General features: G+C 65.6%; 11 protein-coding genes. 7 read left to right on the forward strand and 4 right to left on the reverse strand.

Annotated elements, in window-relative coordinates:
- Positions 1-20: 20 nt before the first annotated feature.
- The 3 genes from gshB to rsmI are packed head-to-tail and all read right to left on the reverse strand — an operon-like array spanning position 21 to position 2161.
- On the reverse strand, positions 21-953 hold the full coding sequence (gshB, locus tag JX25_RS08470) for a glutathione synthase (RefSeq protein WP_128254586.1): 933 nt from the start codon (positions 951-953) through the stop codon (positions 21-23).
- Positions 954-1007: 54 nt separating this feature from the next.
- Entirely contained in the window at positions 1008-1328 is a 321-nt protein-coding gene (locus JX25_RS08475) for a YraN family protein (RefSeq protein ID WP_128254587.1), read from the reverse strand.
- Positions 1325-2161, reverse strand: a complete 837-nt coding sequence (gene rsmI / locus JX25_RS08480; RefSeq protein ID WP_128254588.1) for a 16S rRNA (cytidine(1402)-2'-O)-methyltransferase — start codon at positions 2159-2161, stop codon at positions 1325-1327. The genes JX25_RS08475 and rsmI overlap by 4 nt, the downstream gene beginning before the upstream one ends.
- Before the next feature lie 84 nt (positions 2162-2245).
- Between rsmI and JX25_RS08485 the strand changes: the two genes are divergently transcribed.
- The 3 genes from JX25_RS08485 to murJ are packed head-to-tail and all read left to right on the forward strand — an operon-like array spanning position 2246 to position 7690.
- Positions 2246-3418 (forward strand): penicillin-binding protein activator, encoded by a 1173-nt coding sequence (locus tag JX25_RS08485; protein WP_128254589.1) that lies wholly within the window; start codon positions 2246-2248, stop codon positions 3416-3418.
- Entirely contained in the window at positions 3375-6152 is a 2778-nt protein-coding gene (locus JX25_RS08490) for a [protein-PII] uridylyltransferase (RefSeq protein ID WP_421780517.1), read from the forward strand. The genes JX25_RS08485 and JX25_RS08490 overlap by 44 nt, the downstream gene beginning before the upstream one ends.
- Entirely contained in the window at positions 6149-7690 is a 1542-nt protein-coding gene (murJ, locus tag JX25_RS08495; protein WP_128254590.1) for a murein biosynthesis integral membrane protein MurJ, read from the forward strand. The genes JX25_RS08490 and murJ overlap by 4 nt, the downstream gene beginning before the upstream one ends.
- Here the strand turns inward: murJ and JX25_RS08500 are convergent.
- A complete protein-coding gene (locus JX25_RS08500; protein ID WP_128254591.1) occupies positions 7681-8358 on the reverse strand; it encodes a rhomboid family intramembrane serine protease in 678 nt (225 codons plus the stop codon). The two genes, murJ and JX25_RS08500, sit on opposite strands and share 10 nt — an antisense overlap.
- Before the next feature lie 73 nt (positions 8359-8431).
- On the opposite strand from JX25_RS08500, the gene trpS reads away from it, so the two are divergent.
- The 4 genes from trpS to JX25_RS08520 all read left to right on the forward strand — a co-directional run bounded on the left by trpS (position 8432) and on the right by JX25_RS08520 (position 12066).
- On the forward strand, positions 8432-9475 hold the full coding sequence (gene trpS, locus JX25_RS08505) for a tryptophan--tRNA ligase (protein ID WP_128254592.1): 1044 nt from the start codon (positions 8432-8434) through the stop codon (positions 9473-9475).
- Positions 9475-10521 (forward strand): hypothetical protein, encoded by a 1047-nt coding sequence (locus tag JX25_RS08510; RefSeq protein ID WP_128254593.1) that lies wholly within the window; start codon positions 9475-9477, stop codon positions 10519-10521. The genes trpS and JX25_RS08510 overlap by 1 nt, the downstream gene beginning before the upstream one ends.
- 179 nt (positions 10522-10700) lie before the next feature.
- The gene (locus JX25_RS08515; protein WP_128254594.1) at positions 10701-11558 is read left to right on the forward strand and encodes a branched-chain amino acid aminotransferase; all 858 of its coding nucleotides are present in this window, start codon (positions 10701-10703) and stop codon (positions 11556-11558) included.
- Positions 11559-11610: 52 nt separating this feature from the next.
- Positions 11611-12066, forward strand: a complete 456-nt coding sequence (locus JX25_RS08520) for a universal stress protein (RefSeq protein WP_128254595.1) — start codon at positions 11611-11613, stop codon at positions 12064-12066.

Below are 12066 nucleotides of genomic sequence, written 5' to 3' on the forward strand. Positions count from 1 at the left end.
CCGATCTGGCGGGCTTTTCTTCAGGCCTTGGCTTCGATCGCGTCCCAGATCAGGGCCGCACCGTTCGTGCCATCGAACCGTTCCAGTTCCTGCAGGCCGGTAGGCGAGGTCACGTTGATCTCGGTCAGCCAGTCGCCGATCACGTCGATGCCGACGAAGATCTGGCCCTTTTCCTTCAGGACGGGGCCGATGATGCGGCAGATTTCGCGGTCGCGCTCGGTCAGTTCGACCTTTTCGGCGCGACCGCCCACATGCATGTTCGAACGCGTTTCGCCTTCCTGCGGAACGCGGTTGATCGCGCCGATGAGTTCGCCATCCACCAGGATCACCCGCTTGTCGCCCTTGGAGACGGCAGGCAGGAATTTCTGCACGATCAGTGGTTCGCGGCGCATCGACACGAATAGTTCGTGAAGCGAGGCGAGGTTACGGTCGTTCGGGTCCAGCCGGAACACGCCGGCCCCGCCATTGCCGTAAAGCGGTTTCAGGATCACGTCGCCATGGCGCTGCTTGAATTCACGGATGGTCGGCAGGTCATAGGCGATCATAGTCGGCGGCGTCAGTTCGGGGAACTGCAGCACCAGCAGCTTTTCGGGCGAATTCCGCACCCAGAACGGATCGTTCACCACCTGCACGCTGTCTGGCAGCATCTCCAGCAGGTGCGTCGTGGTGATATACCCCATGTCGAAGGGCGGATCCTGACGCAGCCACACCACGTCGAAATCGCCCAGATCCACCACCTGCGTTTCGCTGAAGGTGACGTGATTGCCCTTTTCGCGGCGCAGCGTCATGAACTGGCCCCGCGCCGTGATCCGCCCTTCGTCATAGGCCAGATGATCGGGGTGATAATGGAACAGCTCGTGCCCCCGCTCCTGCGCCTCAAGCGCGATGCGGAAGGTGCTGTCACCGTCAATGTTCACGGCCCCGATCGGGTCCATCTGGAAGGCGACCTTCATGCGTCTCTCCTTGTCTTTGCGCCCATCTGTGGCGCAGATGGGGGGCGGTTGCAATCAGACGTTGGCGATGACCTCCACCCGCCCCTGCACCACAAGGGCCACGTCAAAGCGGCAGTCGGTGCGCTGCCCCATCGGTTCATCCCCCAGCCATGCCGCGGCCGAGGCGCGGATGCGGGCGATCTGGCGCGCGCCCAGCGCATGGGCGGCGCCCCGCCCGGCCTTCACCTCCACGAACACCACCGTGCCGCCGTCGCGCAGGATCAGGTCGATCTCTCCGCCCGGGCCACGCCAGCGGCGCGCCGCCACGGGCAGTCCGTAATGACGGATCACGCTGTCTTCGGCCGCCAGACCGGCATGGTGGTTCGTGGCACTCATTCCGAAAGGCGCAGGGCCATCTGGTACACCTCACGCTTGGGCAGGTTCAGGCGGGCGGCAACCTCTGCCGCGGCATCCTTCACGGATGCGGTGGCAAGGGCGCTGCGCAGCGCCGCCTCCACATCGGCTTCGGTCGCCTGGCGGGGGGCCGCGCGATCGATCAGGACCACGATCTCCCCCTTCACCGTCTGGCCGTCATAGGCTTCGGCCAGCGCGGGCAGCGTGTCGCGCACCGTTTCCTCGAACCGCTTGGTCAGCTCGCGGCAGATAACGGCAGCACGCTCGCCCAGCACCTCGGCCATGTCGCGCAACGAGGCGGCCAGCCGCTTGGGCGATTCATAGAAGATCAGCGTGGCCTGAACGTCCGCAACCTCGCGCAGGGCCTTCTGCCGCGCGCTGGTGGTGCTGGGCAGAAACCCCGCGAACAGGAACCGGTCCGAAGGCAGGCCCGACACAGTCAGCGCTGCCAGCACGGCCGAAGGCCCCGGCGCCGTCAGCACCGGCAGGTTGGCGGCAATGGCGGCCCGCCCCAGTTCGAACCCTGGATCGGAAACAAGCGGCGTTCCGGCTTCGGAGGCATAGGCGACGGTCTTGCCCTCCTCCATCGCGCGGATCAGGCGCGGCCCGGCCTGATCACCATTGTGATCGTGATAGGCGACCATGGGGCGCCCGTTCAGCGGGATGCCGTGAATTTCCATCAGGTGCCGCAAGGTGCGCGTATCCTCGGCGGCAAGAATATCGGCGTCACGCAGGATATCCAGCGCCCGCAGGGTGATGTCCCGCGCAGCGCCGATGGGCGTGGCCACGAAATGAAGGCCGGGGGCCAGCGCCATGATGTTTCCTTCCAAAGTTGCCAATCCCCGCCCGTCGCCCTAGGCTCTCACGCAGAGTTGCGCCATGGGATGAGGAATACGCGAATGTTGTCCGTTTTCAGCCGCGCCCGCAAGTCGGTGGGTCGCGCAGTTGTCGCCCTGTCCGCACTGGCGGTCGCTGCATGTGAGCCTGTCGGCATGACCGGCACGTCGCCCGCCGTGTCGCGGGGGGAACCTGTGCAGGTTGCACTTCTGGTGCCTGCCGGCTCTGGCAAGGCCAGCGACGAAAATCTGGCCCGGTCGCTGGAAAATGCCGCGCGCCTTGCGATGCGCGATCTTGGCACCAGCCAGATCCAGCTTCAGGTGTATCAAACCGCGGGCCAGCCGTCTGTCGCCGCCAGCCGGGCGCAGCAGGCGGTGGCCGAAGGCGCCGACATCATCCTTGGCCCGCTTTATGCCGCCGAGGCGAATGCCGTGGGCCATGCCGTGGCCCCGCAGAACATCAACGTGCTCGCATTTTCCAACAACACCTCGGTTGCAGGCGGCAATGTCTTTGTGCTGGGGCAAACCTTCCAGAACACCGCGCGCCGCCTTGCCAGCTATGCCCAAAGCCAGGGCGCGGGCCGCATGATGATCGTGTATGACCGCAACGCCGCGGGTGAAGCGGGCCGCACCGCCATCGCGGCCGGTGCGCAACAGGCAGGCGCAACGGTCGTGGGGCAGGAAGGCTATGACTTCTCGCAGAACGGGATCCGTCAGGCCGCACCGGCGATTGCGGAGCGCACGCGCAATGCGCAGGCAAGCTCTGTCTTCCTGACGGCCGATACCGCGGGCGCCCTGCCCGCCATCACCGGGGCGCTGCGCAGCAACGGCCTGACGCCGGACATGGTGCAGTTCATCGGCCTGACCCGTTGGGACATCCCGTCGCAAACGCTGGGCCTGCCCAGCGTGCAGGGCGGCTGGTTCGCGCAGCCCGACCCCGCACTTTGGGGCGGCTATGCCCAGCGGTATTCGCAAGCCTACGGTGCCGCACCCCATCCCATCTCGGGGCTGGCCTATGACGGGATCGCGGCCATCGGTGCCCTTGTGAAATCAGGACGCCCGCTGGATCGCGGCGCCCTGACACAGAAACAGGGCTTTGCCGGAACCGGCGGCACCTTCCGCCTTCTGAACGATGGAACCAACGAACGCGCGCTTGCCGTCTCGCAGATCAACAACAACCAGGTAAGCGTGATTGACCCCGCACCCCGCAACTTCCGCAGCGGATTCGGCTTCTAAGCTGATCCCGCAGCACGCCCTGACATTGCCGGGCGACCTTCCCGGCGCGGATGATCTTCTGAAGGCCATCCGCGCCGACCTTCCGGCAGACCCCGATCCCCGAGAGGCGCGCGAGATTGCCGTGCGCCATCTTTCCGCTGCGCGCATGGCGGCCAGTGCCCGGCTGAAGGCGGCGTTCGCAGAACAACCCAGCGCCGCCCGGGCCCTGATCCGCGATCAGGCGCAGCTGACCGATGCACTGGTGGTTGCCGCCTTCCGCCTTGCCTGCCAGCTTCATCCCGAAGGCACCGCCTCCATCGCGCTGGTGGCAGTGGGCGGCTATGGCCGGGCCGAGATGGCGCCGTTTTCGGATGTGGATCTTCTGTTTCTGACTCCGCCCCGCAGCAGCCCCGCGATCGGGGCGGCGGTGGAGGCCACGCTGTACATCCTGTGGGACCTGAAGCTGAAGGTGGGCCATTCCACCCGCTCGCTGCGCGACTGTCTGCACATGGCGCGCGAAGACATCACCATCCGCACTGCCCTTCTGGAACAACGCTTCCTTGCGGGCAATGCGGAACTGGCCGCCGACCTGCCCGAACGTCTGTGGACCGAGCTGTTCCGAAAGTCCGGCCCCGAATTCGTGGAAGCGAAGCTGGCCGAGCGGGCGGAACGCCACCGCCGCCAGGGCGGCCAGCGATACGTGCTGGAACCCAACGTCAAAGAAGGGAAAGGCGGGCTGCGCGATCTTCAGACACTGTACTGGATCGGCAAGTACCTGCACCGGGTTCCGCGCGCCGAAGGGCTCGTCGCGGCCGACCTGTTCACCCGCGACGAATACGAGAATTTTCGCGCGGCCGAAGATTTCCTTTGGGCCGTGCGCTGCCACCTGCACTATGCCGCGAACCGGCCCGTCGATCAGCTGACCTTCGACATGCAGGTGGAGGTGGCCGCCCGCATGAAATACGAGGATCGCCCCGGCCGGCGCGGCGTGGAACGGTTCATGCAGGATTACTTCCTGCAAGCCACCCGCGTGGGAGAGCTTACGTCCATCTTCCTGGCAGAGCTGGAAGCGCGGCACGCCAAGGGCGAACCGGCGCTTCTGGGCCTTATCCGGCGCCGCCGCACGCTGAAGCCGGAATACCGCCTGCATCACGGCCGGATCGAGATTCGCGATCCGCAGGCCTTCCTGTCCGACAAGCTGAACCTGCTTCGCATATTCGAGGAAACGCTGCGAACCGGCTACATGATGCATCCCGACACGATGCGGCTGGTCGCGGCCAACCTGCACCTGATCGATGACGGGATGATCCATGACCGGGAAGCCAACCAGATCTTCCTTGATCTGCTGCTGAAACATGGCAACCCGGAACGCGCCCTGCGCCGCATGAACGAGCTGCGCGTTCTGGGCACGTTCGTTCCCGAATTCGGGCGTATCGTGGCGATGATGCAGTTCAACGTCTATCACCACTACACGGTGGACGAACACACCATCCAGTGCATCTCCACCCTCGCCCGGATCGAACGCGGGGAACTGGCCGATGAACTTCCGATGAAGCCGGAAGTGCTTCAGGGGGCCAACCGGCGCATCATGTATGTGGCGCTGCTGATGCACGATATCGGCAAGGGCCGCCCCGAGGAACATTCGATCCTTGGCGCGCAGATCGCCCGCCGCGTCGCCCCGCGCCTTGGCCTGACGGCCGAGGAATCGGAAACCGTGGAATGGCTGGTGCGCCATCACCTTCTCATGTCGGACGTGGCGCAGAAGCGCGACATCTCGGACCCGCGGACGGTGCGGGATTTTGCCAAGGCGGTGAAGTCGCGCAGGCGGCTGGATCTTCTGACGATCCTGACCGTCTGCGACATCATCGGTGTCGGCCCCGGCACGTGGAACAACTGGAAGGCGCAGCTTCTGCGCCAGTTGCATCGCGACACCGAAACGGCCCTTGCCGGCGGGATCGAGACGCTGAATCGCGAAACCCGCGAGGGCGAGGCCCGCCGCGCCCTGCGCGAGGCGCTTGCGGGGTGGGATCCGCGCGATCTGCGGGCCGAGATGAACCGCCACTATTCGCCCTATTGGCAGGGGCTGCCCCATTCGGCGCATGTGGTGCTGGCGGGTCTTCTGCGCGACCTTGGCGATGACGAGATCCGGATCGGCCTTGATGCCGAACCCGACCGCGCCGCCACCCGCGCCTGTTTCGCGCTGGCCGACCATCCGGGCATCTTCTCGCGGCTGTCGGGGGCGCTGGCGCTGGCGGGGGCGAACGTGGTCGATGCGCGGACCTATACCACCAAGGACGGTTACGTGACGGCGGTGTTCTGGGTGCAGGATGCCGATGGCGCCCCCTATGAAGTGGCGCGCCTGCCCCGCCTGCGCCAGTTGATCGACCGTATCCTGAAGGGAGAGGTCGTGACACGCGAGGCGCTGGCCGATCGCGACAAGGTGAAAAAGCGCGACAGCGCCTTCCGCTTTCCCACCCATATCGTTTTCGACAATGACGGATCCGAGATCTACACCATCATCGAGGTGGACACCCGCGACCGCCCCGGCCTGCTTTATGACCTGACCCGCACCCTTGCGGCCGACAACATCTATATTGCGTCGGCCCAGATCGCGACCTATGGGGCGCAGGTTGTCGATACCTTCTATGTGAAAGACATGTTCGGGCTGAAACTGCATAACAAGTCCCGCCGCGAAAGCCTTGAAGGCAAGTTGCGCCGCGCCGTTTCCGAAGGTGCGGCGAGGGCGGGCCGTTGAGCCGCAACCTCGTTCGCGGCTTCCTGACCGTCGGCGGCTGGACCTTCGGATCGCGGCTGGCCGGCTTCGTGCGCGACATCATGATGGCCGCCTATCTGGGCGCGGGGCCTGCCGCAGAGGCATTCCTTGTGGCCTTTTCCCTGCCCAACATGTTCCGCCGCTTCTTTGCCGAAGGCGCGTTCAACATGGCCTTCGTGCCGATGTTTGCGAAAAAGGTCGAAGGCGGGGAAGATCCGAAGGGGTTCGCCCGCGATGCGTTCAACGGGCTGGGATCCGTTCTGATCCTTGTGGCGCTGATCGGCACGCTGGCCATGCCCGCGCTGGTCTGGCTGATGGCCTCGGGGTTCGTGGGCGACGAACGCTTCGATCTGGCGGTGCAATACGGGCGGATCGGGTTCGTTTATATCCTGTTCATCTCGCTTGTGGCGCTGATGTCGGGGGTGCTGAACACCCATGGCCGCTTCACCGAGGCAACGCTGGTGCCCGTGATGATGAACATCGTCTTCATCGTGTCGATGCTGCTGGCCGACCGGATGGGCTGGGACATGGGCCTGACGCTGGCATGGACGGTGCCGGTCACCGGCGTGGCGCAGTTCGCCTTCACATGGTGGGTGGCACGGCGGGCGGGATACACGTTCCTGCCCGGTCGCCCCCGCCTGACGCCCGAGCTTAAACGCCTTCTGGTCATTGCGGGCCCCGCCGTGCTGGCTGGCGGCGTGGTGCAGATCAACCTTCTGGTGGGCCGGCAGGTTGCCAGCCATACCGAGGGGGCCGTGGGCTGGCTGTCCTATGCCGACCGCCTGTACCAGCTTCCGCTGGGCGTTGTCGGCATTGCGATCGGCACTGTCCTGCTGCCCGAACTGTCGCGCCGCCTGCGTGCGGGCGATGCCGAGGGGGGGCGCGCCAGTTTCAACCGGGGCATGGAATTTGCGGCGCTGCTGACGCTTCCTGCCGCCGTTGCGCTGGTGGTGATCGCACTGCCGCTGACCAGCGTTCTTTATCAGCGCGGCGCCTTCAGCGCCACCGATGCGCAGAACACCGCGCTGGTGCTGGCCGCCTATGGCCTCGGGCTGCCCGCCTTCGTTCTGCACAAGCTGTTCCAGCCGCTGTATTACGCGCGCGAAGATACGCGCAGCCCCTTCCGCTTTGCCATCTGGTCGATGGTGGTGAACGTCGTTTTTGCCGTGGCGATGATGCCGGTGATCGGGTTTCTGGCGGCGGCGCTGGCTACGACGGTTTCCGGATGGGTGATGTTCGCACAGCTTTGGTGGGGTGCGCGGCACATGGGCGAAGCGGTGCGGATCGACGCGCGCCTGCGCCACCGGCTGCCGCGCATCATCCTGTCGGCGGCAATCATGGGGGCGGTGCTTTATGTGGCATCAGTGGCCTTGGCGGGGCCGCTGGCCAGCGCGGGCCTGCGCTATGCCGCGCTGGCGGCGCTGGTGGCGATCGGCATCGTCAGCTATTTCGGGGCGGCCTTCGTGCTGGGCGCGTTCCGCCCTGCCGACATGAAGGCCGCGATGCGCCGTCAGCGCTGACGCAGGCGGGCGATCACGCGCCCCCACCCGCCGGGGCTGACGATGAAGGACAGCAGGAACCCGGCAACGAAGCCGGCAAGATCGGCGATCCACTGCAGCCCGCCACCAAACAGGGCCGCGAAAAGCAGCTGCACGCCCATCAGCAGCCCGATCAGGGTGAAGGCGCGATATTGTGCGCCCGTTCCCGTCAGCCGCACCCAAAGCAGGAATGTGAAGCCGCCGATCAACCCGTAAACGGGCGGGAACGCGCCCACCAGCGGCACCCCGCTTCCGGCCACCAGCGTGAAGGCCAGCGCGCCCGCGATGGCTGCACCGAAGAACACGACCAGCACCGCCCACGGGCGGAACGCCTCGGCCACCAGCTTGCCCAGCGCAAGCAGGATCACCACCGCGAAGATGGCCTGCGTGACCGATGCCTGCACGAAAGGATAGGTTACGATCCGCATCACATGCACCAGCGGCCAGTCGCCCGCAGCCCACATTGCCCGAAGCACCTGCGGAAAGACGGCAAACCGCTCCAGCGCCTCAAGCCGCCAGCCGATCGCGCCGGGATTGGAGGTCAGGCCCGACTGGCCCAGCGCGAAAACCAGCTCCATCGCGATCATCGGCAGCGCCAGCAGCCAGACGACCCAGGGCAACGGATTGATCGGGCTGTTATGCTGCTGCATTGCTTTTCCTTGCCTTGTCTTGCCCCACAGCGTTAAGCCGAAACCTCGATACATTCCAGACGGAGTTCACATCATGGCCGAGCCGGTCCAAACGCCTCAGGCTTTCCCCACGCGCATCTTCTCGGGCATCCAACCCTCGGGAAGCCTAACGTTGGGCAATTACCTTGGCGCACTGAAACGTTTCGCGCAAAAGCAGGACGAAGGGATCGAAACGCTGTATTGCGTCGTGGACCTGCATGCGATCACCGTCTGGCAGGATCCCGAAAAGCTGCGCCAGCAAACGCGCGAGGTTGCCGCCGCCTATATCGCCTCGGGGATCGATCCGAAGCGGTCGATCCTTTACAACCAAAGCCAGGTGCGCGCCCACACCGAACTGGCATGGATCTTCAACTGCGTGGCCCGCATCGGCTGGATGTACCGGATGACGCAGTTCAAGGACAAGGCGGGCGCAAACTCGGAAAACTCGTCGCTGGGGCTTCTGGCCTATCCCTCGCTGATGGCGGCCGACATTCTTGCCTTCAAGGCCACGCATGTGCCGGTGGGCGAAGATCAGAAGCAGCATATCGAGCTGACGCGCGACATCGCGGCGAAGTTCAACCACGACTACAAGGTGAACTTCTTCCCGATCACGGAGCCGCTGATCGAAGGCCCCGCCACCAAGGTCATGAGCCTGCGCGATGGCACGAAGAAGATGTCGAAGTCCGACCCCTCGGATCAAAGCCGGATCAACCTGACCGATGATGCCGACACCATCGCCAAGAAGATCCGCAAGGCCAAGACTGACCCCGAGCCCCTGCCCGAAACGGTGGACGGGCTGGAAGGACGCGCCGATGCCAAAAGCCTTGTGAACATCTATGCCGCCCTGTCGGACAAGACGGCAGCGCAAGTGCTGGAGGAGTTTGGAGGCGCCCAGTTCGGCACCTTCAAACCGGCGCTGGCCGATCTGGCGGTGGCCAAGCTGGGCCCCATCACCGCCGAGATGAACCGCCTGATGGCCGAGCCGGACGAGATCGACGCCATCCTTGGCCGCGGCGCCGAACGGGCAGAGGCGATCTCCACCCCGATCCTGAACGATGTTTATGACATCGTCGGCATGATCCGGTCGCGTCAGGTCTGATGCTGCGGGTGGCTGCGCGGGCGGGGCTGACGGCACTGCTGGCGCTGTCGCTTGTCTTCACGCTCTGGTCGGGGATCCGCATCGCGCGGGACCCCGACCTTCGCCCCCTGACCGATCGCGCGGGGGCGGAAATCGTCGCCGCCACGGACCGTGCCATGGCGCGGGAAGCGACGGCCGAACGTATCGCCGCGCGCCTGGCGGCCCTGCTGGCAGAAGATCCCCGCAACTGGATCGCTATCGATGCCGTGGTGGATGTGGCCCGCGAACGGAGCCTGCCCTTCGACGAAGCTGCCGTGCAAGCCGCCCGCGCGGCCGACAGCGGCATCTGGTCCGGCATGCTGGACTGCGCCGCCTGCGCCTATGATCCCGCGCAATGCCAGCTTTCCGCCGTCCTGATCTGCCAGGTGCCGGTGGCGCTGACCTCGCTGGGGGATATCGCGGGGCTGACGCGCGGGGGCATCGCCTATGTGGCGGGGGAGGCGGTGGATACGCTGGAGGTGGCGCTTTCCGCCGTCGGGCTGGGGGCAACGGTGCTGATCCTTGCCTCGGGCGGCACGACGCTGGGGGTGAAGGCCGGCGCGGGCTTGGTCAAGACGGCGCACCGGATGCGCCTTCTGTCGCCGCGCCTGACCGCCACGCTGAACCGCGCCGCAACCCGCGGCCTTGACTGGCCGGCACTGGCGGCGGGCGATCTGCGCCGTGCCCTGCGCCCCGATGTGCTTGCCCCCGTGACCAGCGTCGCCCGCAACGTGAACCGGATGGAGAACGTGCTGCCCACGGCGCAAACGCTGCACCTTCTGCGCTATGTCGATGACGGGGCGGATGCCCGGCGTATCGCCAACGGGGCCGAGGCGCTTGGCCCCCGCACCGTCGGCCGGATGGAGGTTCTGGGCAAGGCGCGGTTCCTGCGGGCAACGGTGCGCGTTTCGAACGTGGCGCTTGGGCTGGCGGCGGGGATCATCGGGCTGATGCTGTCGCTGGCGGGCATGATGGCGCATCTGGGGCAAAGCCTTGCGCTGCGGGGGCTTCGGCGGCTGGCGCGGTGACTGTCACGAAACGGTCTCGGAATCGCGCTATGGTTGTATCTGGCTGCGTTCTGTTTCCTCAAGACAGCCTGCGCCTCCGGTCCCCATGTCCCCCAGACCCCAACCGGAGGCGCCCCCTTCCCGCCCCTTGTTTCCCCCGGGTCATGGTGATCTAACCCAGCCCAAAGAAGGAGACGATCATGGCGTTCGGCACGCATATCCGCACATGGTTCGACGGGGCATGGCATGACGGCGACATCCCCGTGATGAAAGCCGCAGATCACGGGCTTTGGCAGGGATCGAACGTGTTTGACGGCGCGCGGCTGTTCGACGGGGTGACGCCGGATCTGGATCTGCATTGCGCCCGCCTGAATCGGTCGGCCGAGGCGCTGATGATCACGCCCACCGTGGACGCCGCCGAAATGGTGGAAATCGTGCGCGAAGGGCTGAAGGGCTATGGCGATCAGGCGGTCTATATCCGCCCGATGTACTGGGCCGTGGACGGGTCCGAACTGGGTGTCGCGCCTGCCGAAAACTCCACCGCGTTCGCCATCAGCCTTGAAGCAGTGCCGCTTCCGCCCGCCGAAAGCACCACCACGCTGACGCGCACCCGATTCCGCCGCCCGGTGCTGGAAGATGCCGTCTGCAACGCAAAGGCCGGCGCGCTTTACCCCAACAACGCCCGGATGCTGGTGGAGGCGAAGCGCAAGGGCTTCGGCAATGCACTGGTGGGCGATGCGATGGGCAATGTTGCCGAAACCGCAACGGCCAACGTGTTCATGGTCAGGGACGGCGTCGTCTTCACGCCGATCGCCAACGGCACGTTCCTGTCGGGCATCACCCGCGCCGGCCACATCGCCAACCTTCGTGCCGACGGGGTGGAGGTGCGCGAAACCGTGCTGACGTTCGAGGACTTCCACGCCGCTGACGAGGTGTTCCTGTCGGGCAACTTTTCAAAGGTGCAGGCGGTGACGCGGTTCGACGAAACCGAATTTGCCCACGGGCCCGTCACGAAACGGGTGCGGCAGCTTTACATGGATTTCGCCCATTCGTGCTGATGCGCTTGCAAACAGTCCGCCTGCATCCAACATGCAGCAAGGGGGAGATCTGATGCGGAAATTTCTTGTCGTTCTGGATGACACCCGGGAATGCCTGAACGCAATGCGCTATGCGGCGTTCCGCGCGGCGCATACCGGCGGGGGCGTCGTGATACTTGCGGTGATCGACCGCGAGGATATGCAGCATTTCATGGGCGTGGCCGAGGTGATGCGGGCCGAGGCGCGCGAGCGGATCGAGGCCCATTACGAGGTGTTCGCCAAGTGGATGCGCGACCGCCAGGGGGTTCACCCCCAGCTGGTGCTGCGTGAAGGCGACACCTGTCAGGCAATCCTGAACCTGGTGGAGGAGGATCCCGAGATCGGTATCCTCGTGCTTGGGGCGGGCGGGGAAAAGGGTGGCCCGGGGCCGCTTGTCACGCAAATGAGCCGGAATGCCGGCACCCTGCCCATCCCCGTGACCATCGTGCCCGGCGATCTGACAAAGGAGCGGCTGGAGGCGATCACCTGA

The organism is Falsirhodobacter deserti, assembly GCF_004015795.1.
Taxonomy (GTDB): domain Bacteria; phylum Pseudomonadota; class Alphaproteobacteria; order Rhodobacterales; family Rhodobacteraceae; genus Falsirhodobacter; species Falsirhodobacter deserti.

Bases quoted from the DNA above. Each gene is read 5' to 3' on its own strand.
- gshB (WP_128254586.1), bottom strand. From the start codon at position 953: ATGAAGGTCGCCTTCCAGATGGACCCGATCGGGGCCGTGAACATTGAC.
- JX25_RS08475 (WP_128254587.1), bottom strand. From the start codon at position 1,328: ATGAGTGCCACGAACCACCATGCCGGTCTGGCGGCCGAAGACAGCGTG.
- rsmI (WP_128254588.1), bottom strand. From the start codon at position 2,161: ATGGCGCTGGCCCCCGGCCTTCATTTCGTGGCCACGCCCATCGGCGCT.
- JX25_RS08485 (WP_128254589.1), top strand. From the start codon at position 2,246: ATGTTGTCCGTTTTCAGCCGCGCCCGCAAGTCGGTGGGTCGCGCAGTT.
- JX25_RS08500 (WP_128254591.1), bottom strand. From the start codon at position 8,358: ATGCAGCAGCATAACAGCCCGATCAATCCGTTGCCCTGGGTCGTCTGG.
- trpS (WP_128254592.1), top strand. From the start codon at position 8,432: ATGGCCGAGCCGGTCCAAACGCCTCAGGCTTTCCCCACGCGCATCTTC.
- JX25_RS08510 (WP_128254593.1), top strand. From the start codon at position 9,475: ATGCTGCGGGTGGCTGCGCGGGCGGGGCTGACGGCACTGCTGGCGCTG.
- JX25_RS08515 (WP_128254594.1), top strand. From the start codon at position 10,701: ATGGCGTTCGGCACGCATATCCGCACATGGTTCGACGGGGCATGGCAT.
- JX25_RS08520 (WP_128254595.1), top strand. From the start codon at position 11,611: ATGCGGAAATTTCTTGTCGTTCTGGATGACACCCGGGAATGCCTGAAC.